General features: G+C 35.1%; 25 protein-coding genes and 1 riboswitch. Of the genes, 18 read left to right on the plus strand and 7 right to left on the minus strand.

Features of this window, described 5'->3' with window-relative positions:
* Nucleotides 1–77: 77 nt before the first annotated feature.
* Nucleotides 78–404, plus strand: a complete 327-nt coding sequence (locus C0Z22_RS02090; protein WP_103216675.1) for a hypothetical protein — start codon at nt 78–80, stop codon at nt 402–404.
* A gap of 36 nt (nt 405–440) precedes the next feature.
* On the opposite strand, the gene C0Z22_RS02095 is transcribed toward C0Z22_RS02090, so the two are convergent.
* A complete protein-coding gene (locus tag C0Z22_RS02095; RefSeq protein WP_103216676.1) occupies nt 441–1,214 on the minus strand; it encodes a hypothetical protein in 774 nt (257 codons plus the stop codon).
* Nucleotides 1,215–1,315: 101 nt separating this feature from the next.
* Here C0Z22_RS02095 and C0Z22_RS02100 point away from each other — a divergent pair, with 101 nt between their 5' ends.
* From C0Z22_RS02100 to C0Z22_RS02135, 8 genes are all read left to right on the plus strand, one after another.
* Complete coding sequence (locus C0Z22_RS02100; RefSeq protein WP_103216677.1) at nt 1,316–2,152, plus strand: LysR family transcriptional regulator; 837 nt, start codon at nt 1,316–1,318, stop codon at nt 2,150–2,152.
* A 78-nt stretch (nt 2,153–2,230) separates the two neighbouring features.
* Nucleotides 2,231–2,833 carry a DUF899 family protein gene (locus tag C0Z22_RS02105; RefSeq protein WP_103216678.1) on the plus strand — a complete coding sequence of 201 codons (603 nt, stop codon included), beginning with the start codon at nt 2,231–2,233 and terminating at the stop codon, nt 2,831–2,833.
* A gap of 62 nt (nt 2,834–2,895) precedes the next feature.
* The gene (locus tag C0Z22_RS02110) at nt 2,896–4,302 is read left to right on the plus strand and encodes a HAMP domain-containing sensor histidine kinase (RefSeq protein ID WP_103216679.1); all 1,407 of its coding nucleotides are present in this window, start codon (nt 2,896–2,898) and stop codon (nt 4,300–4,302) included.
* 118 nt (nt 4,303–4,420) lie between these two features.
* Nucleotides 4,421–5,824, plus strand: a complete 1,404-nt coding sequence (locus C0Z22_RS02115; RefSeq protein ID WP_103216680.1) for a HAMP domain-containing sensor histidine kinase — start codon at nt 4,421–4,423, stop codon at nt 5,822–5,824.
* Between the two features lie 92 nt (nt 5,825–5,916).
* Nucleotides 5,917–6,369 (plus strand): hypothetical protein, encoded by a 453-nt coding sequence (locus tag C0Z22_RS02120; RefSeq protein ID WP_103216681.1) that lies wholly within the window; start codon nt 5,917–5,919, stop codon nt 6,367–6,369.
* A 79-nt stretch (nt 6,370–6,448) separates the two neighbouring features.
* Nucleotides 6,449–7,969, plus strand: coding sequence for a S8 family serine peptidase (locus C0Z22_RS02125; RefSeq protein WP_103216682.1), 1,521 nt, complete (start codon nt 6,449–6,451; stop codon nt 7,967–7,969).
* 61 nt (nt 7,970–8,030) lie between these two features.
* Nucleotides 8,031–9,425: a sensor histidine kinase gene (locus C0Z22_RS02130; protein WP_103216683.1), complete on the plus strand. Its 1,395-nt coding sequence runs from the start codon at nt 8,031–8,033 to the stop codon at nt 9,423–9,425.
* A gap of 86 nt (nt 9,426–9,511) precedes the next feature.
* Entirely contained in the window at nt 9,512–9,916 is a 405-nt protein-coding gene (locus C0Z22_RS02135) for a hypothetical protein (RefSeq protein WP_103216684.1), read from the plus strand.
* 7 nt (nt 9,917–9,923) lie between these two features.
* On the opposite strand, the gene C0Z22_RS02140 is transcribed toward C0Z22_RS02135, so the two are convergent.
* Genes C0Z22_RS02140 through C0Z22_RS02155 form a run of 4 tightly spaced genes read right to left on the minus strand, consistent with a single transcriptional unit; the run spans nt 9,924 to nt 14,148 of the window.
* Nucleotides 9,924–11,231: a deoxyribodipyrimidine photo-lyase gene (locus C0Z22_RS02140; protein ID WP_103216685.1), complete on the minus strand. Its 1,308-nt coding sequence runs from the start codon at nt 11,229–11,231 to the stop codon at nt 9,924–9,926.
* Nucleotide 11,232: 1 nt separating this feature from the next.
* Nucleotides 11,233–12,189, minus strand: a complete 957-nt coding sequence (locus tag C0Z22_RS02145) for a DUF523 and DUF1722 domain-containing protein (protein WP_103216686.1) — start codon at nt 12,187–12,189, stop codon at nt 11,233–11,235.
* A gap of 21 nt (nt 12,190–12,210) precedes the next feature.
* Nucleotides 12,211–12,744: a lipocalin family protein gene (locus C0Z22_RS02150; protein WP_103216687.1), complete on the minus strand. Its 534-nt coding sequence runs from the start codon at nt 12,742–12,744 to the stop codon at nt 12,211–12,213.
* Nucleotides 12,745–12,762: 18 nt separating this feature from the next.
* A complete protein-coding gene (locus C0Z22_RS02155) occupies nt 12,763–14,148 on the minus strand; it encodes a TIGR01777 family oxidoreductase (protein WP_103216688.1) in 1,386 nt (461 codons plus the stop codon).
* 82 nt (nt 14,149–14,230) lie between these two features.
* On the opposite strand from C0Z22_RS02155, the gene C0Z22_RS02160 reads away from it, so the two are divergent.
* The 4 genes from C0Z22_RS02160 to C0Z22_RS02175 all read left to right on the plus strand — a co-directional run bounded on the left by C0Z22_RS02160 (nt 14,231) and on the right by C0Z22_RS02175 (nt 17,640).
* Nucleotides 14,231–15,136 (plus strand): MerR family transcriptional regulator, encoded by a 906-nt coding sequence (locus C0Z22_RS02160; RefSeq protein ID WP_103216689.1) that lies wholly within the window; start codon nt 14,231–14,233, stop codon nt 15,134–15,136.
* Between the two features lie 69 nt (nt 15,137–15,205).
* Complete coding sequence (locus C0Z22_RS02165; protein WP_103216690.1) at nt 15,206–15,547, plus strand: hypothetical protein; 342 nt, start codon at nt 15,206–15,208, stop codon at nt 15,545–15,547.
* 89 nt (nt 15,548–15,636) lie between these two features.
* Nucleotides 15,637–17,139 (plus strand): hypothetical protein, encoded by a 1,503-nt coding sequence (locus C0Z22_RS02170; RefSeq protein WP_146037757.1) that lies wholly within the window; start codon nt 15,637–15,639, stop codon nt 17,137–17,139.
* Nucleotides 17,140–17,238: 99 nt separating this feature from the next.
* Complete coding sequence (locus tag C0Z22_RS02175) at nt 17,239–17,640, plus strand: hypothetical protein (RefSeq protein ID WP_103216692.1); 402 nt, start codon at nt 17,239–17,241, stop codon at nt 17,638–17,640.
* Nucleotides 17,641–17,670: 30 nt separating this feature from the next.
* Here C0Z22_RS02175 and C0Z22_RS02180 read toward each other — a convergent pair whose 3' ends face one another.
* Nucleotides 17,671–18,303 (minus strand): hypothetical protein, encoded by a 633-nt coding sequence (locus C0Z22_RS02180; protein WP_103216693.1) that lies wholly within the window; start codon nt 18,301–18,303, stop codon nt 17,671–17,673.
* 85 nt (nt 18,304–18,388) lie between these two features.
* Nucleotides 18,389–18,493: riboswitch (cobalamin riboswitch) on the plus strand.
* A 17-nt stretch (nt 18,494–18,510) separates the two neighbouring features.
* Here C0Z22_RS02180 and C0Z22_RS02185 point away from each other — a divergent pair.
* The 5 genes from C0Z22_RS02185 (at nt 18,511) to C0Z22_RS02205 (ending at nt 23,321) form a co-directional block, all read left to right on the plus strand.
* Nucleotides 18,511–18,906 carry an acyl-CoA thioesterase gene (locus C0Z22_RS02185; protein ID WP_103216694.1) on the plus strand — a complete coding sequence of 132 codons (396 nt, stop codon included), beginning with the start codon at nt 18,511–18,513 and terminating at the stop codon, nt 18,904–18,906.
* A 44-nt stretch (nt 18,907–18,950) separates the two neighbouring features.
* Nucleotides 18,951–19,517, plus strand: coding sequence for a pentapeptide repeat-containing protein (locus tag C0Z22_RS02190; protein WP_103216695.1), 567 nt, complete (start codon nt 18,951–18,953; stop codon nt 19,515–19,517).
* A gap of 25 nt (nt 19,518–19,542) precedes the next feature.
* Nucleotides 19,543–21,033 (plus strand): hypothetical protein, encoded by a 1,491-nt coding sequence (locus tag C0Z22_RS02195; protein ID WP_103216696.1) that lies wholly within the window; start codon nt 19,543–19,545, stop codon nt 21,031–21,033.
* A 163-nt stretch (nt 21,034–21,196) separates the two neighbouring features.
* Nucleotides 21,197–22,519, plus strand: a complete 1,323-nt coding sequence (locus C0Z22_RS02200; protein WP_158246773.1) for a HAMP domain-containing sensor histidine kinase — start codon at nt 21,197–21,199, stop codon at nt 22,517–22,519.
* 55 nt (nt 22,520–22,574) lie between these two features.
* Entirely contained in the window at nt 22,575–23,321 is a 747-nt protein-coding gene (locus C0Z22_RS02205) for a Bax inhibitor-1/YccA family protein (protein WP_103216698.1), read from the plus strand.
* Here C0Z22_RS02205 and C0Z22_RS02210 read toward each other — a convergent pair.
* Nucleotides 23,318–23,986 (minus strand): hypothetical protein, encoded by a 669-nt coding sequence (locus tag C0Z22_RS02210; RefSeq protein ID WP_103216699.1) that lies wholly within the window; start codon nt 23,984–23,986, stop codon nt 23,318–23,320. The two genes, C0Z22_RS02205 and C0Z22_RS02210, sit on opposite strands and share 4 nt — an antisense overlap.
* Between the last annotated feature and the right edge of the window lie 9 nt (nt 23,987–23,995).

Genomic DNA, 23,995 nt, shown 5'->3' on the forward strand with positions numbered 1-23,995 from the left:
ATTACATACCTTAGAAAACTCATGGACGACTAAATAGAAAGCTTGCTATTTAGACAAAAACTTATGAGGAGAATTCGATGAAAAAATTATTACTGGTAGCAATGCTATCTCTATCTGCAGTTGCATCACCTGTTTCTAACTCTGTTATTGCTAAGGCAAAGAAGGCAGTAGAAGAAACTGCAAAATCATATTTTGGACCAAAAGCTTATGTTTACTACTCAAATAGTAGTGCAGAAGATAAAGAGGTTTTCTTTAACGTGCTTTGGACTGAAGAAACGACAGATGTTTTTTACGATGAAGGTGAGCAAATTTATGTTCCTGTAAAAACAGAATGTGAGCAGGAAATGGTTTATTTAGTAGATACTAAGAAAGTTCTACTTACTCAAAATGCTTATTGTTACTAAGAATATAAAAAGGGAGCTTCATGCTCCCTTTTGCTTTTAATAAATATAATCAAGATCTTTATCTCCAAATCTTATATCACTATCAAATTCGAAATGAGCAAGAAATAGTTTATTTTCATGTCTTAGAATGAAAGCAATTTCACCATTGGCGTAATACCAATCTCTTCCGAATAAAAGGCCTACAAATTGAATACCTGAATTGTTGATATCATCGACTAGCTTACTAAATTTTGGAATATGCTTATCAAGTGTATAAAGTACCTTCTTTTGCTGTTCTTTATCGACTTTAACTGGATACCAATCGCCCATATTAACAACTTTATGTTCAAAAATTTCTTGAATGATCTCTAGGCCGCCAACTTTTAGATCAGTAATATAAGCATCGACATTTCGATGTTTTTTTAGAAATTTAAGCTTCTTTGGTAGCTTCATTCTTTTTATATTTCTTTCATCAAAGAAGTTACACTCAATAGCACGGCTGTCCCCACCATCGAAATAGTAGGCACCACTTAAGTCATTGATAGGATATGCGATTCCAAAATCTGATTCCTCTGAATAAATCACCATTTCGCCGTCTTCTATCGATCTAACTGCGCCGTGACCTTTGTATGATCTATTACCGCTATTTTCCAGGATATATGTCGTATTAGGCTTATAGTCTAGAAGTGATACGCTATAAGTGTGACCTGAAACATCATCACTACAAAATAGTTTCGTGAATGTATTATAGTTAATTTGAGTTGCCATAGTTGTATTGGCAGTAAGAGTAATACAAAAAATAGAAATAAGATTTTTACACACAGTTTTCATACAATTTCTCCTTGTTGGCCATTGATAACAAGAAATATTTATATATTGAAATAATATAAAAGTATTTTGTGTATATCAAAATTGTATGGTAGCTAAAAGCTATGAATATAAATCTCAATTATATTGAAGTATTTTGTCATCTTGGACAGAACTTAAATTTTTCTCAGACAGCGAGGGAGCTAAATACATCTCAACCTGCGATCTCAAGAAAGATAAAACTTCTAGAAGATGAATTAGGTTATGAGCTTTTTGTTCGCTCAAACAAAACAACATCATTAACTCTAAAAGGACAGGCGTTTCTTGATCAAGTCCTGCCTAGTTTTAATACAATTAGTGGCGCCATTCATAATAAAGAACAGAAAATTGATCTGAAAGTTGGGAGTATCTTTGAGGCAGGTGAAAAATATCTCTTATCGGCCCTAAATGACTTACATGAAAATGAAAGAATTGGTCACTTTGATCTCCAGTTCGATTCGGCCATTAATCTTATCGATAAATTACAAGCAGGAGAGTTAGATATCATTATGACTCATATTATTCCTGCTCAAAAGAGCTTGAGCTTTTTTGAAGTTTTTCGTGACGGCACCTACCTCGTTGGCCCTAAGAAAGAGGATGGTAAGCGCAAAAGAAAGCTCGTCACATATCGTAATGAAGACCTTTATACAGAAGAATTCTTACACAAAACTTTAGGTAAAAATTGGAGATCTAAATTTGAAATCATAGGTTGTGTAAACTCACATAAGGCAATGCTTTCTCTTTGTGAAGCTGGTGGCCATTTTTGTGTCGTACCTGAATCAAGTTTCAATAATTCTGGTGGATTAAAAATTTATAAGAAGAAAGACAGTAGTCACGGAATATATATCTGTGTACGACAAAACTTTCTTGAAAATAGAGATACAAAAAGGCTTATTGAAGAATTAATCAATTGTTTAAAATAGCTTTTCTATTCTTTACCTTTCCTAAATTGACAGCTTCTAGTGTGCACTTGAATATAAATTCATTCATTTGGAGATTATATGGAAAATGTTTCAGCACTAAGAGATGCGGAAAAGGAGCTTTTTGAGTTAACTCAAAAGGTTGCGGCTCTACGTAGAGATCAAGCCTCGCAAGAAGTTAAAAATTATACATTTCGAAGCACTGCAGGTGCAGTGAATTTATATGATCTTTTTGGGGATAAGGATCAGCTCATTATAATACACAATATGGGACAAGGATGCCGTTATTGTACATTGTGGGGAGATGGAATTAACGGTTTTGTTTCTCATATTGAGAGCGTGTGTTCACTCGTTTTGGTATCAAAAGACAGGCCAGACGTACAACGTCGTTTTGCAAATGAGAGAGGGTGGCGTTTTAATATGTTATCTCATGGGGGAGGAGAATATATTAAGGATCAAAGCGTCGTTGCAGGTGAGGAGAATATGCCTGGAATTGTCTGTTACCAAAAAGTTGGCACTAAGGTGTATCGAAAAAATTCTGCGGCATTCGGTCCTGGAGATGAATTTTGCTCTATGTGGAATATTCTATCTTTGGCCGGTGTATCATCCAGTGACTGGACGCCGCAGTATAGTTATTGGAGTCGTCCTGAGCACATGGATGATGGGGGTGAGAATATACAGTAACTCTTGAATGTTCGATACGTAAGGTACATAATATTTGTGTATTCTGCTAAGAGGGAGATGGCGTGAGCCTTGATATCTATATTTATATTACACGTTATCTCACGATATTTTTCTTGGCCTTCTTCACTTATCAATTCTTTTCAGGATTGGTTAGCTCTTACACTATTAAGGAACGTTCTAGTCTTTGGTATACGCAGATGTGTCTCTTCTCTGCTATGTACTGTCTATTCTTCACTATAAATACCCATGTTACAGATATTAAGACGTCAAATGCCATTTTAAATCTCTTGTGGATTTTTGCATTTATCGCTTTCTATTGTTATATGCATGCAATTGAAGCATTCTTGGGTAAGGGCCTAAAACTTTTAAAAATTCCTAAGGTTGTTATTTTCGTCCTTACTATTGTTCAATTCATATCTTTGGGATCTTATTTCATCTTTGATAGTAGCTTTATCTTTACAGGCCAGATTATTGTAAATGAGTCATTCTTTTATCAGTCGGCCCAGATTGCAATGTCTCCGAATATCTTCGGACAAATTGTCGGCAGCCTAGGTGCTCTTTCAGTTTTCTTTGCAAGTGCTGTTATTTGGAAAGAGTTAGAGAAATCGAACTCGAAAGAATACTTATTAAAAATAGGGATTATCTTAACTATTTTATCGGTAATTAATGACACATGCCTAAGTCTAGAGGTTTCAGGTACCCTCATTCCAATCTATTATTTAGCAAATGCATTTGAAGCCGTTAGATTTAACTTCTTTTACCGAAAACTTGCTTTTGAAAAATTATATAATCTTGAAAATGAAGTCATTAGGCTCTCCAAGGTCGCCCAATTTGGTTTCGCTGCTGCAAGCATTGCTCACGATATAAAGAATCATATCTTTGTTATCAAGGTAAAGACTAGCTCGCTTCTTCGAAATAAAACCGAAGATAAGCAGAGGGCCTATGAGGAAATCTTAAAACACAATGATAAACTTCTTGAGATAACTGATCTCTATATGAATATTTTTAAAAATAATATTGCCTCAAAGAAAGAGGACTATTCTAGTTTAGAGATTATTCAAGATATTGAAGAATTAGTGTCTCCTAAGTTTGAGGCCACTAATGTGAAGTTTGAAATTGTGGCAGATGAATTTATTATTCACTGTAATAAAACAGAAATAGTCATCTCTGTGGTTAATCTCATCAGAAATGCTCTTGAAGCTGTACAAAGTCATGATGGTACAAATAAGTGGGTGAAGCTAATGTTTAAAGGGCATGATAAATCAATTCATGTCGTTGATAGTGGGGGCGGAATCGAGCCTCGTACTGCTGAGCATATTTTTGAATTTGGCTTTACTTATAATAAGGAGAGCAGCGGCCATGGAATTGGGCTTGCCATTACTAAGGAGCTCTTAAGTCGCTCCGGCTTTAATTTGTGGCTAAATGATAAATCACCCAATACAACCTTTACGATTGATCAGAGTGAATAAATTTATTGTAAGTGGTTAACATCCTTGGTGAATTTTAAGTTCTTTTCGTTATTCTAATAAATTATATTTTGATAGCAATTATACTAAGAAGTAAGTCATTACTTTTAGAGGAACGTTTGTGGAGCTTGACTTATATATTTCATTTACAAGATATTTAACGACTTTTGTTTTTTCATTCTTCGTTTATCAATTTTTTGCTAGTCTTGCGAATTATTATCAAATACGAGATCGCAATATTCTTTGGCCGGCAGCTATGTGTATTTCAACGGCCTGTTATTGTTTTGTTTTTGCTTTTAACACGCATTTCATTAATCAGAAGCTGTCTGATTTTATTCTCATCATATTTTGGATTTGTGCATACTCATCATTTTACTGTTACTTAAGAACAGTTGAAGTGTACTTTGGACATACCGTTAAAGGCTTTTCATTTGCTAAAACGTTTTGTCTTTTCTTTGTAGCAGTTCAAGTTATTTGTTCGTTTACAACCCTTGCTTTTGATTTTAATTTTCTTTTTGATAAGCATAATTATGTAAAAGATAATCTCTTTGCTCAAACAATGCACTTTTATGTTTCACCAAACCTCCTTGCGAAGGGACTTGGTGGACTTGGTGCCATTGTCGTTTTTTATTCATGCACAATGGTCTGGTTGGAGTTAAATCGACTAAGAAAGAGAGAGCGCCTCTTGCGTCTTGGTATTATCATTAGCTTTTTAGTCGTTTTAAATGATTCACTCCTAGGCCTTGAGGTAACGGGAGCGATTCTTCCTCTTTATTACTTTGGGAATGCATTTGAAGCGGTTAGATTTAATATTTATTATCGCCATTTAAGCTATCGAAAAATGTATAATTTAGAGTCAGAGGTAATCAGGCTTTCTAAAATTGCACAATTTGGTTTTGCTGCTGCAAGTATTGCTCACGATATAAAAAATCACATCTTTATCATTAAAAATTCCATTGATCGATTAATTAGAGGGAGAGTGTTAAATCATGAAGAGACATATCTCTCAATTGATAAACATACTGATAAGATAACTGAAATAACCAATCTCTATATGGATGTTTTCAAAAAGAATACCAATAGTGATAAGTCTGATACGACGATAAAAAATGTCGTAGAGGAGGCCTTAGAGTTAGTTACCATTAAGTTTAGAGAGGCCGGAGTTAAATTGGATGTCGATATCTCTGATTTTGACTTACGCTGCAATCCAACTGAGGTAACAATTTGTTTGGTTAATATCTTAAAGAATACACTTGAAGAAGTGTCGCCTGAAGGTAAGTACGAGTCACCTTGGGTTAGGATTAAAACAGATGCAAATAAGCGTAAGTTATCGATTGTTGATTGCGGCAGTGGCGTAATCAATGTAAGTAAGCAAGAGCTCTTCATGCTAGGTTATACGACTAAGGGGAGCGCTGGAGGACATGGGATTGGACTTGCTATCACTAAGGAATTACTGGGACGAGCCGGATTTAAGCTTGATTTAGACCGTAATGAGCTTAATACGACGTTTGTGATAGATTTTTGACAAGTAGGTTAAAATTACATAATAAGCTGATTAAATTTTATTTCTTCGGTATAAGATTCTCTATAAGATATTAAATTTTTAAGGAGAGTCATATGAAATCAATCACTTTAGCAATCTTAATTGCACTTTCGGCTTTTGGATCAAATGTATCAGCAAACTCGGATCTTGATAGCTTTGTTTCAGACCTAAAAAGCTTAGATGGTAAATCTGGTAAGGTTGTGATGAATGGTGAAGAAAGAGGTAACTGTACAGTTCTTGTTGAAAAAGATAGTGATGCTGTAAGAGTAGAATTTGATACTCCTGAACTATATGCAAATCCTGTTTCTGTTGCGCTTTTAGATAGTGCTGAACTTCTTGATAATGACACTCTTCTAGTATCAACAAATTCAAACCGTCCAGGTGGAGATGCTTGTGGTGATTTCGGTGGAGCTTCTAATTATAAAGAGACAATCTCAATTGATAACAATTCAGTATCAATCAATATTAGCTTCCGTTGTTTCCTATTTAAGAAGAATAAAATTAACTACACTTGTGAATTAAACTAAGAAGTGTCTAAAATTTAAACTTGGACATAGTTTTTTCAAAGAACAAATATAAAATTCAAAATTAAGATATAAAGGGATTATGAAAATAATCCCTTTTTTTATTTCCCTCGTTTCAGTTACTAATATCCTTGCAGCGGAGTCTTGCACTCTTGATGACAACGTCAAAATATGTATTGAAGGTACTAAGAAAAGTATTTCAAAATATTTTGAAAAGACTAATGGACTTTCTTCTGAAGAGTTCTATCTTGAAAATAGGTTAATAAAGCAAAGTTTTTATACGATTGAGGGAGAGCAAATCTCTAGTATCGATTATGAGTATCAAAATGATTCTTTATTCTATAAGACGGTCTTTAATACTCAAAATAATCATGTGCAGTCTAAGGTATTAATTCAAAAAATTAATAATCAAGATGTTATCTTAAAAGAGTACGGCTTTGATAAAAGAACACATATTCTAGAAAGTATCGACACTATCGCCGAAGGTGTAATTGTCGAGAGAAAAGTAATCAATCCTGAAGGTGAAGATTATAATTATAAATTTATCTATGATGACAAACGTATTATCGGATTTGATGTTTATAATGACGATAATGTAAAGATTGGTGATTATATTCAAAATAAGATGGGAGAGGTTGCAGGTGGCCCTCATGATGCGACTGTTAAGATTGCTGTTATCGACTCGGGTTTTGACCACAATCATCAGGACATACAAGATCATATTTTAGTTAATAATGATGAAACATTTAATAAGCGCGATAATGATAGTGACGGATTTATTGATAATATTTTGGGCGTCCATTTTGATGGTGATAGCGATATCAAGTTTATGAATCCATTTTCAGGATTCTTACCTCGAACGGGTGCTCCTTCTGTTCAAAAAGCTGCAGTTTACGGAATCCCATTTGAAACGATTAAGGCCAAGGGAACAACTGGTCCAATTACATCGCATGGAACGCATGTTTCTTCAATTGCATTACGTGGTTTAAAGTCGGCATCTCTTCTGGCCTTTGCTGGAGATTTTGGAGAGTCGAAATATCTCGATATGATTTCAGCAAAGCTACAGAAATCAGAAGTTGATTTCGTAAATATGAGTTTTTCATTTCCGCACCAGTCACTAGGGCTAGTTGATCGTAAAACATATCGAAGTATGCAAAACCTATTCTTGAACAATCCTGAGGTTGTCTTCTTTGTGGCCGCTGGAAATGATGGGCGCTTTCTGAATGGAAGCCGTGATTGTATGTATCCAGCTTGCTATACTTATCCTAATGTTGTGACTATTGGTGCTACAACAGATAGTGATTGGCGAAATGATGAAAATTATGAAATGGCAGATTATTCAAACTATAGTTCTAGCTTTGTTGACTTTTTTGCTCCAGGAACAAAAGTTGAGGCGGCCCTTCTTGGTGATATGAAAATACGTCACTCGGGAACATCGATGGCCTCGCCAATGGCCCTTAATATGGCGGCCCATCTTATGGAACAAAACCCTAATATGAGTGCATTAGAAATCGTTGAGTTAATGAAGGAACAGAGTATTAAGAAGAACTCAATTGAGTCAAAATTTGGAGTCATAAGACCTTTACCAACTAGCTTGAGATAATTTTAATAAATTCGAATGTTTTTAGGTGTTTTAATTATTTTAAATATAGTATATTTAATGTATGAGCATCGAAGAATATAAGGTACTTACTAGATATGTAACGACCTTCGCATTTGCGTTTTTCTTATACCAAGCTTCTATAGGGGTTTATACCTCTAGAAAGTTGCTTAGTCGTAAGGTCTTCTGGCATATCGCAATGTGTTTGGGAGCAGGCTCATACGCCATCCTAATTGCCGTCAATACTCACGTTTCAGATATTAAGCTTTCAAATTTTCTTCTACTCACTTACTGGTTCTTCGCATATTTCACTTATTATTGTTATATAAAGGCAATTGAAGGCTTTCTTGGTCAGGATATAAAGTTATTAAAGCCGGCCAAGATTTTTTGTATAGGTCATTCTATTTTCCAAGTTATAGGAGGTTTCCTTTACCTGTTAACAGATATCGACCTTATGTTTATTCCTCGCACAACTCCTCCAGCAACTCTTTTTACTCAAGCATTAAACTTAACTATATATCCAAGCGTTTTAGTTGTTGTTGTCGGATTTTTTGGAATTATAACAATTCTTTATACGACGGTTGTGATTTGGAGTGAGTTAAATAAGAGAAAGGGCAAGGAGTATCTCTTTAAAGCAGGTATTCTTATTACTTTATTTGTATCTTGTTGGGATACATTAATTGGTACTGAAACAATTGGATATCTAGTGCCGATCTATTACCTAGGTTATGTCTTTGAATCAATGCGTTTTAATATGTACTATCAAGACTTGGCCTTTACTAAAATGTACAATCTTGAAAAAGATATGGTTAAGCTTTCTAAAGTTGCTCAATTTGGTTTTGCTTCTGCAAGTATTGCTCATGACATAAGAAATCATCTCTTTGTCTTAGGTACGACTAACGATAGACTTGAAAAAATGGTAGATAAGGAACTTTCTCCTTATACGCAAAAGCTGCGTCGTCATATTGGAAAGATCCTTGAAGTAACTGACCTTTATATGAATATTTTTAAAAAGAATTATTCATCATCGAAAGAAAAGATCTCTGTTTCCCAAATAACACAAGATGCTCTTGAACTAGTTAGTGATAAGATTGCACGTCATAGTGTAAGAGTTGAAATAGAAATGGATGATTTTGCAATTGAGGGAAATGAAACGGAACTTAGTCTTTGCTTGGTTAATCTCATTAAAAACTCTTTAGATGAGATTAAAACTACGGATTCTCCATGGATTAAGGTCGTAGCATCTTCAACTGAGCGCTTTATTAAAGTTATCGATAGTGGAAAGGGGATACCGGCCAAGGTTCAAGAAGGTATCTTTGAGTTAGGACACTCGAAGAAGAAGTGCGGAAACGGACATGGAGTCGGCCTTGCTATTACTAAGCAGATTATTGAGCGCTCGGGATATAAGCTATTTATCGATAATGATAGTGAAAACACTACCTTCGTCATTAATTTTTAGATTTCGTTAAGATTCTATTAGTGTTTTATTTATTGAGATCATCATGCTAAAAGTTGGAAAACATATTTAGTATTAGGGAGCTCAATATGAAAACAATTTTTAAGTCACTCATTATGATGAGTGCAATCAGTGCGTTTGCACATTCTTCAAATTCAACATTTATCATCACTTCGGATTCAAAGCTTGGTGCTATCATTGGTTTTAGTGATTCAAGTTTTAATTATGAAGTTAGTGATGCTGTTAGAGCACGCCAATTTTGTTTTGTGGGTGATGCATCACAAGTATGCAGTCAAATTCATCAAGCAGCACAGGATATGAATGGGCGCTATTATCAAGGGGCACACGATCGTATTGAGATTCTTAGCTGTGAAGAAGATTTCGCGACAGACGAATACTCAAATGATGAAATCACTGTTGAATATAATCTAAGTGATGATTATGGTTCAGATTTTAAAGTAGTGCGTTCAATTACTGATTGTGTAACAATTTAATTGTTTCTTACTCACAGGCCTTATAGGCTTTTAGTGTTTCATGATAAGCAATTTTGTGATCAATAATTTCATTAGGGTACTCTGAAGTTCCGTACTCGGGTACCCATTTCTTTATATATTTAAAGTCAGGATCAAATTTCTTTTGCTGTGTATAGGGATTAAAAATTCTAAAATATGGAGCGGCATCACACCCTGTTCCTGCAACCCATTGCCAATTACCATTATTAGAGGCCAGCTCAAAGTCATTCAATTTACGTGCAAAGTACTCCTCCCCCCAACGCCAGTCAATGAGAAGGTCTTTCACGAGAAAAGAGGCAGCAATCATTCGCACGCGATTATGCATGTGGCCTGTCTCATTAAGCTCTCTCATTCCTGCATCAACGATTGGATAACCGGTTTTTCCTTCACACCATTTTTTAAATAGATTCTTGTCATTATTCCACTTAATCTGGCCGTACTTTTCTCTAAATGGCCCATCGATCACGTGAGGGAAGTGATACATGATTTGAATGAAAAATTCTCGCCAAATTAGCTCACTAAGCCAGACTTGATTTCTCTTAAAGCCCACTTGGGCACACTTTCGAGGAGAGACTGTTCCAAAGCGTAGATGTATACCAAGCTTTGAGGTTGCATCTAGTGCTGGGATATCACGGTTTTGATCGTAGCTATCGATGATCTTACCTTTAATCGTCTTCACTTGATCCTTGGCCTTCTCATTGTAAGTAAAACCTAGCTCATTTAAACTTGGAAAGCCTTTCGCTTTAAACTTGTGAAAGTTATTAAAGAATTTATGAGTCTCAATTGTTGCAATATCTTTTGGTGCAAGTGTACTAAGCCACTTATTTTTAAAAGGTGTGTAGACAACATAAGGTTTACCATCTTCTTTTAAAATATCATTTTTTGCAAAGATACAGTGGTCTTTGTAGCGTGAGAATTTTATATCTTCACTTTTTAGAATCTTTTCAACTTTGTTATCTCTTTTTATCGCATAAGGCTCATAGTCCTCATTTGTAAAAACTTCCTCAATAGTATAGGTTTCACATAAATCTTTGTATGCTTCTTCTGGAGTTGAGTGATATACAAGAATATCACTTCCTAGTTCAATTAGTTCTTCCTTGAGTTCTTGAATTGCATCGTGAATGAAGCTTACTCTTAGGTCATCTTCATCTTTTAACTTGGAAAGAATATTTTTATCAAAGATAAAGATCGGTATAACTGGTTTATTAGACTGAAGGGCATAGAGTAAACCACGATTATCTCTAAGTCTTAAGTCTCTTCTAAACCAAAATATATTAACTTCTTCTTTCTTTCTCATTCTATGCAATATTTTTTAGAAGCTTCAAGTCTTTTGGATAAGGCCCAAAAATGTATTGATCTTGAAGGTAAGTTTTCTTGTGTGTATTCGTTAGTATGTTCAAAAAGGAATTAACTGTTAAATAGTTAGATATTCCATTCTTATAGTCTTCCATCATTTTTATGAGAATATCTTTCTCATGCGCTGTGAGATCTTTCTTGAAATAGCCAAAAACATGAAAACACGCATTTAGTCGATTCTTTCTTGTAGGGAGAATATCGAGTGTTTCCATGAAGAGCTTAAAGTATTTTGAATAGACTTCACTAACATCAAGTTTTTCATGATTGGCAGCTATTCCACCTAGGAGTCTTAAGTTGTTCTGATTATGTTCCATAATAGAGTACTTATACATTTGATGAAATAGTTGTAGCTCTCTTATCGATCCATCGAGTTGTTGAAATCTTAAATGAGAGAATATTTTTTTTACAAAGTTTTCTCGTAGCTCCAGATTTTTAATTCTACCACTGTCAATAAATGGGAGAGTTGGCATCGTATCCATAATATATTGAGCATATAGTCCTGTTGATTTCGTAACGTAGTTTTCATCACTAAGGGTAATTGTTTTTACGTTGTCAGTTCCACAAGTAGGGGACTTTCTTGTAAAAATATGACCATTTATTTCCTCGTTAGCTATACGTGCATGAATATTTTGATAAACCTGATTTGCTTCTTCCGTAAGGTCTTTTTTAGTAAACTTTGATCTTAAGCGTACTTCATTAGATTGTTTATCAACTTTGAACAAATGTACTTCTTCTCGTGGAACTCCTAGACCCATTTCAAACTCAGGGCATACTGGTACAAAGTCTACAAATTTTGATAGTTCAGAGTAGACCCAGTCTTCACGACAATGACCACCATTATAGCGAATATTCTCACCGAGCAGACAAGAGCTTATGGCAATTTTAGGACGCAAAGACATTGGGTTCTCCTTATTTAGCAATTAGTGCTTTGTTTTAATTAGTTTAGAAACATCAAAGTGAAGATCTTTCGCCTTGGCAATAAGCTCAAGGTAGATCTTCTCATCAAGTTCTTTTGTTCTTGAAAGAATCCACAGATACTTTCTTGAACTATCTCCAACCATAGCGTATTCGTAATTTTCGCCTAGATCTAAGATCCAATAATTTCCTGCAAAGATTGGCAGCTTAATTCCACGTAGAAAGAATTGTACCTTTAACTTAGCATTAGTTTCTTTATCAACAACCCAAGCACGGGCCTTGGCAGTTTTTAATTCTCCTGTTGGTGAACCTTGGCGACACGTATTTAAAACTTCGATATCACCATCAGAACGTAGACTGTAATTTGCTGTAACTGCAGCACAGCCTTTTTGAAAACTCTGTTCAAAGCGAGCAATTTCATACCACTTACCAAGATAGCTTTGTAGATCAACATAATCGACAGTATCTAGTGGAAGTGACGATCCAGAGAAAGTTAGTGAACTTGATAAAATGGCAATAAGTAACATGAGCTTCTTCATTTCTTCTCCTCTTAAATTTTATTCAGCATGGTTATTAGTCTCACCAAAAATTTTGTATAATTTTTGGCTACGATAGTTAAAAATTTTATTAATATCTTTTTTGACAAAGGCACCTGCGACCATACTACCTAGTTGTCCCATGGGAACCATGTAGGAAACATTATCTGTCATTAAAGTACCGTTTGCGTATACCTTAAATCCATGGGTATGAACCCATTTTTTATAAGGGCCTTTTAACTGAGTATCAGTAAATTCATTATTTTGATCATAACTTGATATTTCTGTTTTCCACTTAAATGGCAGGCCATAAAGACTTAGTTGATAATCAATAATTGTTCCTGCTTCTATTTGTGGAGTACTTTTTCCTAGGACTTTAAAACTTAAAGAATCTGGCGTTATTGTTTCAAGATTTTTCTCGTCACTAAAGAAGCCGAAAACCTCATCTAGTGGCCTTTCTACCCATTGAACTTGTTTAAATTCTTTTTCTAAACCCACCAGATTTTGTAGCGCATCTTCCAGATTTTCAAATTTGAATGAATAGCCTTTATCTAAGAGATTCTTTGGGTAAACGTTTTGTCCGTCTAACACTAATGTCGACATTTCTCCAAGTGCTATCTTTAAAGCAAAACCTGGAGCAGGAAGGATTGTTGGTCGTTTTAAAACTTTTCCCATTACTCTTGTAAAATTAGAATTTGAATAGGCTTTTGGAGCAACCGCATTAAATGCACTTTCTTCGAAGTCATTTTCAACAAGAAAGCGATAGATTGCCACCATATCTGCGAGATGAATCCAGCTCATCATCTGTTTCCCACTACCAAGCTTTCCTGCGACTCCTAGTTTAAATGGGATGAGCATCTTTTCAAGAGCACCGCCATTGCTTGCGAGCACTATCCCTGTTCTTACATGATTAACCAAGATATCCTTATTAGTGAGTCTCTCTGTTTCTTTTTCCCATGCAATACAAGTCTTAGCGAGAAAGTCACTTCCAAAGCCTGCTTGCTCATCTAAGACTTGATCTCCACTTCGATTGCCATAGATTCCTATCGCACTTGCGCTAATAAATTTTTTAATCGAAGTTTTATTTTCGTTTATAGTGTTGACGAGTAGTCGAGTTGATAACACTCGAGAGTTTACGATTTCTTCTTTCTGTTTTTTAGACCATCTTCTTGCACCAATATTTTCACCAGCAAGATGAATGATAGTATCTACAGAATTAAATGCGTCTTTATCGACTTCACCTTTTTGTGGATCCCAGTAAAAGCATTTGATTGGAATATTAAAAGAAGCCTGTGCCTTCTCAGGATTTCGACTCAGTACTCGAATATCTTCATGGCCATGAATGGCCAATTCATGAATTAATTCACGGCCGATAAGCCCTGTTGCACCAGTAATTATAATTCCCATCAATTACTCCTTGTATAGGTCTTGTATATATAATATAATATACAACAGTTAAACACCTAATTGTAAGATATTGAGGTTAAAAATGAAGCAAAATGTAGCAATTCGAATAATATCAGGTATTTGTAATGTTCAGCCTCACACAATTCGCATGTGGGAGAAGAGATACAATGCTTTTAGCCCAATTCGCGATGAGGGCGGTCAACGTTTGTATGGCCCAGAAGACTTGGCCCGCGCCAAGATGATTGCTTCACTCATTAAGTCTGGGCAAACCATCTCCAAAGTAGCGAGGCTGTCTTTAGACGAGCTTAAAGAACTTAGTATTGCTATTAGTGAATCAAGTCTCTCTGAAGAAGATAAGGTTGCTCAATCAATTGATAAGCTCTTTTCAGCATTAGCTATATACGAAATTGAAAGTGTGAGAAATGAAATAGAGTTTCTAAGGTTAAGTCTTAGTGCCCAAGACTTTATCTTCTCAGTAGTTCTACCAGTTATGCAAAAAATTGGAAGACTTGTCTTTGAAGGAAGTTACAGTGTTACTCAAGAACATATTATTTCGACGATTATACGCGATCAAATGAGCCAGATACGTCTTCCTAATAATGATCTAAATGGACGTTATGTTCTTGCAACTCCGGAAGGAAATTTGCATGAGCTTTCAATTATGATTGCAGATATTCTATGTCGAACAAGAAGGGTTGGAACTTACTATCTAGGTGCCGCAAATCCAGCAGAGTGTCTTGCTGAAGCAATCAATGCCCTAAACTGCAAGGGGCTCATCCTAGGTGCTGTTTCATCTGATAGCTGGGATTACTTTAAGAGTATTATTCCATATCTTCAAAAAATTGACGACAGACTTGAGCGTCAGATTGAAGTCGTTATTGGTGGAGGCTATCCAATAGAGCTTCCTGAATTCAAAAATATTCAGCTTGTCGAGATTATTGGTGATTTCGAGACTTTTGATAATACTTTCCTCGCAAAAGTGGCCTAATTAACGCAATATGTTTTGTCATATTATTGTTTGATAGGTAAAACTTCCTCACTTTTATAAGGGGGAATTATGAAAAACGCACTTATGATGCTAGTGGCGCTATTTATTAGCACACAAGTATTCGCAATTAATGGATCAAATGAATGTCTAAGATTTGAAAATGATGCTGTTAAGGTTGAAGCAATTCAATTCACTGCTGATCTTTTAAATTACGATTCTGTAGAAGCTTTTTGTACAGCTGATCGTCTATGGGATTTAGAGGTTAGTCATGCACCTAATTTCTGGCCAGTAGGTGAGGAAGAGGATCACCATGTTAAGTTAATGCTACACTATGAATACCATAGCTGTACTATCTACTATAACCAAACTCAAAAGAAGTTAAGTCGTCAGCGTTGTTACAATACTTGGTAATCTAGACTATATATTTTCATATATTTAAGGCCCACGATTGTGGGCCTTTTTTGTCATTTTTTTCATGATTCTTCCGATAAATAAATATCATGATGAAATCGCATTCTAAAATACTTTCAATTATAATCTTGGCCTTCTTTAGTCTTCTGGCCAAGGCCGAAGAAAAACAAGTCTTTGAGTTTGATGATAATAAAGATGGAAAGATTGATAATATTTTTCGCTACCAAAGTCAGCGACTTGTTGAGCATCTGAATGATCGTAATTACGATGGAAAATTTGATTATCAGATGAAAGTTGTTGGAAATCTAACGACGATTGAATCTGATAATAACTTCGATTTAAAATTTGATCGAATTGAAATCATTGAGAAACTCGAGAAAGAATCGATTTATAAACTTTACCGTATTGAAAACGATAAGCGTCTTTTGGTTATTGAAAAAAGAATTCAAAATATTCAGCATAGCGAAGCGATAAATACGTGCTCATATGAGAGCTTTTTAAAATCCATCAACTCGCTTGATGATTTGATTTCTGATTTTGATCCAATTCTACTAAAGCTTAATAATGGTTTTTATGAATTTACACCCGGAGTACAAATACATAAGAGCTGTTTAGAAAACTTTGGTGATGATAATTTTGAAACTCTTATGAGAAACTCTCTTGATAAAGGAATGAGTTGTCTGTCAGAGCTTGGAACAAATAATAAAGAGACTGGAGCAAAAGCTGAGATCGCCAATATTATCAATCTCTTAAATATTCAATTAAGTGGTAAAGTAAAGCCGACATCAGTTATATGTCATCAAAATGATTATTCTTGGCAAGGAACAATTGCTAACGCATCTGTTGGTAACAACAAATTGAAAAACTTAGGGGTGGATGGCCCATATGTCTCACTTAATCCAAAAATGAAGTCAGGGTTTTTAAACTCAATTAAAAATGGTCCACCTAGAGATGAGCTTGAAGGAATTGTATTTCATGAGCTTCTACATAATTTAGGATATCGACATGGCCATGGAATTGATGTGAGTTATGGTTGTGAAGTTTGTTGTTTCTCTGATAAGAAATCTGCAAAAGTAGCGGCCTGTAATATCTGTCTTGGGGGTTATGATCCAAAAAATGAGATTGATCCAAACTATTTAAGAGATATGGCAACGCTATCAAGTGAAACGGGATTAGTAAGTGCAGAACTCTTTATTTATAAGAATATTAGTCGAATTCCTGTGAATCAAAAAAATATTGATTCTATCTTTCTTGGGCTGGCCACACGTGGTGCTGGTGTAATGCAAGAGTTTATGAAGCAAATGAAAGATCGAGGTCTTAAAGTGTCTCAAGATAGTGGCCGAATTAAGAAGCTAGTTAAAGAAGCGAATAATTATCGACCAGTTAATAACTTCATTGCTGAAGTGAATAAAGCATACGCTACAGCTATAATTACTGCTTATGTTGATAAAAAAGCCTTCTCAGCAAAGTTTAAGCTCTCTAAGAAGATAAAATCGCAAGATTTAAGAGATATTGCAGATCGAAATGAAAGGGATTCAGATGCCTCGGCCAAGCTTGCTAGAGGAATCGAGATGATCGAAGAGCTCTTTTAATCTATCTAATTATTGTATTGTGTAAATATTATTAATCGGATTTACATACACTTCTGCTCAGCCTATATTCCCGAAAAATCATTATTTGGGAGATTACTCATGAAAAAAATTATAATTCTAGCATTTTTTGCATCGTCTGTTTTTGCAAACACTCTAACTAAGCAAGAAGAAAGTAAAGTTGTTACTGAGATTGATAATATCTGTGGTGATACTTGGTGTGAAGGTGATTTTAATTTTAGATTTGATACTCTTAAGTGTAATGCAGAAACTAACTCTTGTGTTTTAGACTTTGTTATTCTTGATGAAGTTTGGGGAAATGATGATTCTTACACAGCAACAGAATATGCAGCAACATGTGAAATCAAGGGATATACAAAGTACGATCAAATGATTGAAGTATCTCGTAATGGTTGGCCAAGACTTAATCAAGATTTTTACTTTGCAGTTACTGATTGTGTGACTGAACAAGAAGAAGTTGTTTACGATAAATTAGGATACTAAAAAATAAAAGGCCTCTTTAAGAGGCCTTTTTTATTTCTTTAACTTGTAAGGTAAGCCAGTTTCTGGATTTTTTAGAACACCTTTAGTAAAAGCGCTCGGTATTTTCTTACCATTTGATAAAATCGTTACATTTACCTGATTGGCCTTTGGTAGCGAATCGTATACGAACGAGATCTCATTACCTTCAAATAGCTTAATATTCTTATCATCACTTGGCTCAAATACTGTGTCATATTCTTTATAAGCATACATTTCATCTAAGAAGCTAAACTCAATTGGACGGCCATATTGATTTGCCCAACCAAGCGCATACTTTGCACTTTGAACCAGAATTTTAATTCCACTTGTACACTCTTTGCCGTACTTAAAAAAACCAGTCATATCTAAGCTTTGAGCTTGTTTTAGTGAAAAAGTATAGCGAGTTAACCCACTTGATTGATTAGACTTCTTTTCAACTAGAGCAGTTGATTTATGTTTTGTTTCAAATTTCGCGCTATCTCCCCAAACTGGAATTTCATAGCGGCACCATTGCTCAAGAGTAACTTTAAAATTTAGCTCATTAGTAGGTGCATATAGATCAAAGCTAAATGGCCTTGCTGTAGTTTGAACTGCGGCAGCATTGAAGCTAAGAAATAAGGCCGCAATTGATAGTAATTTCTTCATAATATGTGTCCTTAATTAATTATTGTTGATTCTCAATACCACGGCCACATTAATTAGCCAGCTTAATTGTAATTCTTATTGCCTTTAAGTTTATCGAAATTTAGGATAGTTAGCGCTAGGAGGTGAAGTTGGTGTAATTCCAACACTGTCCCGCAACGGTAAAGTCCGATCCCAAGCTAGCAAAATTTTAATCCCGAGGAGGAATCTATGAATGAAGCGCAATTAAGCGAAGCTATTGCACGCGCGAAAACTACGGTAGTTAGGGCCGTCTTCCCTAATAGTACTAATCACTACGATACATTATTTGGTGGTAACACGCTTAAGTGGATGGATGAGGTAGCCTTTATCACTGCAACTCGATTTGGCCGCAAGAAATTTGTAACTGTCTCAAGTGACCGAGTTGACTTCAATATGCCTATTCCAGGTGGGCATTTTGCCGAGCTTGTAGGAGAGATTACGAAGGTTGGCAATAGCAGTCTTGTTGTTGAAGTAAGACTAATGCTTGAAGGTATGTACGAAGAGGGACAAGTTGAAGCAGTAAAGGGGAGTTTCACTCTTGTTGCTATTAATGATGATCGCAAACCTGTACCTATTTACTCATAAAATTTAAAATAGCCTCGTTAATAAATTTAGTTTAAAATGCTCTCATGCCATATTTTGAAGATGAAGTTTTTGATACTGATAATATTAGCGAGGTTAGTGATTTCAAGGGTAGTGAATTTATCTGCTGTGAGTTCAACGGCCTTGATATAAGTGAGATAGATATATCTGGGGCCAAGTTCATCGAATGTTCTTTCAAAGGTTCAAACTTAAGTAACTTGAAGTTGCTAGGAGCCACATTTCGTGATGTTACATTCAATGATTCTAAATGTATTGGTTTAAACTTCGCAGACTGTAATACTCTTTTCGAACTTAAGTTTAAAAATTGTATTCTAGATTATGCATCTTTTCAGGACTGTACAATTCATGGGGCGCAATTTACTTGCTCATCTCTTAGAGAGACAGACTTTTCTCAAGGGACATTTGAGGGGAGTGATTTCTCTGAAAGCGATCTTCAGGGAACTAATTTCTCAAGGGCCAATTTAAAAGGCTCTAAATTTCTTAATGCACGAAATTTTTATATCGATATTGCAAATACAAATTTAAAAAACTGTAAGTTTTCAATGCCTGAAGTCCTCAACCTTTTGAGTCCTTTTGGTATTGAAATCGAATAATATTTTTTTAAGCTAGGAAGGCAAAATGAAAAATCAAGGTAAGTTCTCAAGTCGAGTTAAGGATAAAATCCGCTCTCAGATCAACAGTGCAACTTCTCCAAAACACCTCTATTCTCAAAAGGATTTCATGTATGAGAGAAAGGGGCCATGGCCTCAACCTTCTCCTGTACACCCTTGGGGAGAGTCTCCTGCGGTTATTCATGTACCACTTAGAGAAACTCTTGATTGGTGGCTGTTTATTGGCTCTCGTTATGTGGCCACTCTAGCTCTCTCTCCATACTACTTTATAAAGGGTCTAATCTTTCCTGGCCTTAAAGAAGTAACAAATAAAGAATTCGAAGATCTTCTAAACTATTCCATGATGAGTAAATTTCTAACAGATAAATTGGATGATGAAGATTGGAAGTGTTTTAGTGATTATAATAAAGACGAAAAGAACTGGTTTATCGTTGACCTTGATGCAGTTCGTGTTGTTAAGCCTTTAGAAGGTATTCATGTGAGCGCTACAAAAACACTTCTTTACAAAGAAGGGAAACGTTTCAAAGTTCAAGCAATTTACGTTCAAAAGACAGAGACAGTATTTGATATTTCCAATCCTTGTGATGCTTGGGAGTTGGCGAAATACTTTGTTCTTCAAGGTGGTGCTCTATGTGCAACCCTTGTTGTTCATCCTCTTTTACATTTTCCTTTTGATTCAATTAACGCCATCTCAAAAACATCTCTTCCAAAAGATCATATTCTTTTTAGATTATTATCTCCACACTTCAGATTTACTCTTCCTCTAGAGAATGCAGTCTTGAATTATAAGAGTTCACTTCTACAAGAAAAGTGGTGGATGACTTATGCTCCTTACCCAGGAGGACCTGAAGGTTTAAGAGATTTACTAGTTGAAGGATATAAAGGTATTAAAGGTAATCTTTCATACCCGCCATTTTCTTATTCACTAAAATCGCCAAGTGTAGAGGGTAAGTATGGCATTTACTTAAAACGCTACTACGAAGTATTTTATAATTTCGTAAGAGATATTTTAGCTGATGTGAGTACCGATGACTTTTGGATTAGTAAGTGGGCCGATTACTGTAATCAGCATGTAAATGAATTTCCTTCGAGTAAAGAAATTTTCGAAGATGATAAATTAGTTCGAGCGGTCACGACTTATCTTTTTACCGTTACTGTTGCACACGCTACGGATCACTATAATTACGGAATCCTTGATAAAAGAAAAGTTCCACTGCGACTAAGACAAGCAGCACCGACAAAAGATACAAAGATGATCAAGAGATCAAAGCTGGTCAATGCTATCGATCAGATGAAATACTCAATGGCCGATAATCTATTCTTTTCACCGACTACTGTGACAAAGCTAATTAATGCTCGCTATAAGTTTAAAGATCCAAGGCAAAGAAAAATTGCTGAAAACTTCAAGAAGGAGCTTAAAAATTTGGATAAATCTTTAAAAATAGAGGGGATAGAGTACATGCCATTAAAGAAAATATCAGCAAGTATTCAATTCTAACTTGCCATAGATCGTTGGCAATATTTTTTGTTGCACAGCTTTTTTAAGGAAAATTACAAATAGCACTGAGCGCTTAAATTTATCTTTATTTTTAAGCGCTTATCTACTATTAATATCTTAATTATCTAAACAAAACTTGTGTTCGTGGTATTAATAAATGGTTATGAATCCAGTAAACCCTATTAATAAGATCATTAGATTCTTGGCCCTTAGGGAGCCTGATCTATCTGTAAGAGATCTTTCACAATTGAGCCTGTATATTTATACAGTTTTCTTAACTGCGCCCTTGATGTGGGGGCATTTGGTTATTTCATACTTCTTTTGTGACAACCCTCTTCTTTATCAAATTGGAATCGGAACATGTTTAATACATTTTTTTAGTCCCGTTTTTTATTACTTTTTTGGTTCTTTATCACTAGCTCTTAATATTACAATTTTAGCAGGCTTTATTCATGAGTTCTCTTGGTCGATTTTAACGGGAGGATTTTTTAGTGTTTCTCCTATCTGGTTTGCAGTTTTACCTATGATTGCAGGTTTGATTGGAACCAGGAGAGATTTACTCTTATGGTTTATTTTATCTATTCTGGCCGCAACTTATTTATTCATCTTGCACCTAAATGGTGTTGTTCTACATAGTTACTTGAATGAAACAGGAGAAGTTTTAGGTCAAGTTCTGATCATGATTGGCTTTATTCTTTTGAACTCTCTTTTTATGTTTGTTTACATGATTGATCGAGATCGCTTCTACCAAGCGATTGTTGAAAAAAAGGAACAGATTGATACTCTCTTAACATTAGTAGGACATGATATCAGTAACCCTCTTACTGTTGTTAATCTCTCTGCTAAAAGGCTTAGTAAGTTATTGGCCACTAATGATGATGCTGATATTCAAAAGTGCTTAACTCGTATTAATTCATGTACTTCGGGAATAAGCAATATTTTAACTCAGATTCGTGATCTACAATCAATTAAGCAAGGTAAGGTTGAGTTAAAATTTGAGAAAGTATATCTGAATCATATCATTGAATATCTCTATCGAGTTTTTGAATCAAAATTACATGATAAGAATATCACCTTAAAGTATGATTATAATGCAAACCAGAATGTTTACTTCATGGGGAATTCCACAGCATTAAAATATCAAATTTTTGGCAATCTATTATCAAATGCGATTAAATTTTCAGAAACAGGCCAAGAAATTGAAATATCCGTTACTGAAAGAAGTGATGGAGTTCAAGTTAATCTAATTGATAAGGGTGTAGGAATTGAGGAAGAGTTATTAGAAGTATTATTTGAAAATAATGCAATTCCTTCTAAAATTGGAACAAGTGGAGAAAAAGGAACAGGATTTGGAATGTCCATAGTTAAGACCTTTGTCGAACTTAGTCATGGTAGTATTTCTGTGCACTCAAAAACAAAAGCAGTATCACCTGACAATCACGGTACACAATTCTCTCTGTTATTTAAAAAGACTCTGTTTTCTTAGACCAAACCTCTGTGCTTTTGATATAATAAATTTAAATTATAACAAAAGAGGAATTATGAGGTCGACAAACCCGACACTAAGAAATGACGTCTTTAAGGCGGGAACTTTATCAGATGAAAGAATGTCTTTTTCTGGAGTATTTAATAAAGGGATGATTCTCTTTGCTCTAATGCTTATGACATTTATTTATACATGGAATGTAACTCTAGGTACTCTGGAGAATTCAATGCAACCACAAATGGGTATGTATCCGCTGATTGGTGGTATTGGCGGTTTTATTTTCGCTCTTATTACGATCTTTAAACCAAAGTTGGCCATGTTTACAGCTCCTGTTTATGCTCTATGTGAAGGCCTTCTTCTTGGGTCAATTTCTGCAATCTATGAATTTCAATTTCAAGGGATTGTCTTTAATGCTGTAACGATTACTTTTTCTGCCTTCATTACTTTATTCTTTCTTTATCGTTGGGGCCTTGTAAGAGCAACAGGGATGTTTAGAAAGGTAATCATGACGGCGATGTTTGCAATCATGGGTGTTTATCTCGTAAGTTTCATTATGTCTTTCTTTGGAACAACGATCCCAATGATTCACGGAAATGGCCCAGTGGGAATTGGATTTAGCCTTATTGTAGTAGGTGTTGCTGCATTTAGTTTAATTCTAGATTTCGACTTTATTGAAAAAAGTGTTGATCAGGGAGCACCAAAATATCTTGAGTGGTATGCGGGCTTCTCTTTAATGGTTACTCTTGTGTGGCTATATATTGAAGTATTAAGACTTCTTTCAAAATTAAATCGACGCGATTAATTTTTTATATTCATGGACCAACTTGCTCCAAAGAGTATTTGGTCCATGACTAACTTGTTGGCCGTTAGCTCACTTCCCGTTTCTCCATTTCTTTGCTCAAGCAATAGTCGATATTCATCAAATAGATTTCTATTCTCAGGTAATTGCTTTGCCATCTCTTCTAAAATATAAGCTGCTTGTGCAAATTCTTTTGCTACTTCAGTTTTCGATTCTCCTGCGATCTTATAGCTAGGATAGACTTTATTAAGATGATTTTTGAAATCAGTGAGAAGCTTTGTCGTATATTTATTCTCTGTTGGAATAGTGTGATTTGCCCAGCTCTTTACTTCTTTTATATTTGTTTGATGAGCATAGAACTCAAGTGTGCGATCGTAGTCGTATCCCCATTTTGATTTTTTTACAATAACACCCTGGCAAACAACTTTTAAAGCATCATCAGAAATATTTGAGACACTTACCTTTGAAATACCAGTGATCTTTTCAATGGATTCACTTTCCATATCGCGACAATCATACTGACAACTAAAAATGACTTCCTTTGGATAGGGAGCCGAAAAATCATTTTGGATATACTTCTTCGTAGCATAGTCCGCAAGACAAAATCCGGGACTTGGGATGGCCGCTAAGATATTTAGTGAAAGTATTCCAATGACTGCGGCCTTCATTACTTACCA

Source organism: Halobacteriovorax sp. DA5, from assembly GCF_002903145.1.
Lineage (GTDB): Bacteria > Bdellovibrionota > Bacteriovoracia > Bacteriovoracales > Bacteriovoracaceae > Halobacteriovorax_A.

Coding starts and splice junctions, on each gene's coding strand:
- C0Z22_RS02090 (WP_103216675.1), top strand. CDS start 78: ATGAAAAAATTATTACTGGTAGCAATGCTATCTCTATCTGCAGTTGCA.
- C0Z22_RS02140 (WP_103216685.1), bottom strand. CDS start 11,231: ATGAGAAAGAAAGAAGAAGTTAATATATTTTGGTTTAGAAGAGACTTA.
- C0Z22_RS02145 (WP_103216686.1), bottom strand. CDS start 12,189: ATGTCTTTGCGTCCTAAAATTGCCATAAGCTCTTGTCTGCTCGGTGAG.
- C0Z22_RS02190 (WP_103216695.1), top strand. CDS start 18,951: ATGCCATATTTTGAAGATGAAGTTTTTGATACTGATAATATTAGCGAG.
- C0Z22_RS02170 (WP_146037757.1), top strand. CDS start 15,637: ATGATGAAATCGCATTCTAAAATACTTTCAATTATAATCTTGGCCTTC.
- C0Z22_RS02100 (WP_103216677.1), top strand. CDS start 1,316: ATGAATATAAATCTCAATTATATTGAAGTATTTTGTCATCTTGGACAG.
- C0Z22_RS02105 (WP_103216678.1), top strand. CDS start 2,231: ATGGAAAATGTTTCAGCACTAAGAGATGCGGAAAAGGAGCTTTTTGAG.
- C0Z22_RS02175 (WP_103216692.1), top strand. CDS start 17,239: ATGAAAAAAATTATAATTCTAGCATTTTTTGCATCGTCTGTTTTTGCA.
- C0Z22_RS02210 (WP_103216699.1), bottom strand. CDS start 23,986: ATGAAGGCCGCAGTCATTGGAATACTTTCACTAAATATCTTAGCGGCC.
- C0Z22_RS02095 (WP_103216676.1), bottom strand. CDS start 1,214: ATGAAAACTGTGTGTAAAAATCTTATTTCTATTTTTTGTATTACTCTT.
- C0Z22_RS02180 (WP_103216693.1), bottom strand. CDS start 18,303: ATGAAGAAATTACTATCAATTGCGGCCTTATTTCTTAGCTTCAATGCT.
- C0Z22_RS02150 (WP_103216687.1), bottom strand. CDS start 12,744: ATGAAGAAGCTCATGTTACTTATTGCCATTTTATCAAGTTCACTAACT.
- C0Z22_RS02135 (WP_103216684.1), top strand. CDS start 9,512: ATGAAAACAATTTTTAAGTCACTCATTATGATGAGTGCAATCAGTGCG.
- C0Z22_RS02155 (WP_103216688.1), bottom strand. CDS start 14,148: ATGGGAATTATAATTACTGGTGCAACAGGGCTTATCGGCCGTGAATTA.
- C0Z22_RS02125 (WP_103216682.1), top strand. CDS start 6,449: ATGAAAATAATCCCTTTTTTTATTTCCCTCGTTTCAGTTACTAATATC.
- C0Z22_RS02165 (WP_103216690.1), top strand. CDS start 15,206: ATGAAAAACGCACTTATGATGCTAGTGGCGCTATTTATTAGCACACAA.
- C0Z22_RS02130 (WP_103216683.1), top strand. CDS start 8,031: ATGAGCATCGAAGAATATAAGGTACTTACTAGATATGTAACGACCTTC.
- C0Z22_RS02160 (WP_103216689.1), top strand. CDS start 14,231: ATGAAGCAAAATGTAGCAATTCGAATAATATCAGGTATTTGTAATGTT.
- C0Z22_RS02185 (WP_103216694.1), top strand. CDS start 18,511: ATGAATGAAGCGCAATTAAGCGAAGCTATTGCACGCGCGAAAACTACG.
- C0Z22_RS02120 (WP_103216681.1), top strand. CDS start 5,917: ATGAAATCAATCACTTTAGCAATCTTAATTGCACTTTCGGCTTTTGGA.
- C0Z22_RS02200 (WP_158246773.1), top strand. CDS start 21,197: ATGAATCCAGTAAACCCTATTAATAAGATCATTAGATTCTTGGCCCTT.
- C0Z22_RS02195 (WP_103216696.1), top strand. CDS start 19,543: ATGAAAAATCAAGGTAAGTTCTCAAGTCGAGTTAAGGATAAAATCCGC.
- C0Z22_RS02205 (WP_103216698.1), top strand. CDS start 22,575: ATGAGGTCGACAAACCCGACACTAAGAAATGACGTCTTTAAGGCGGGA.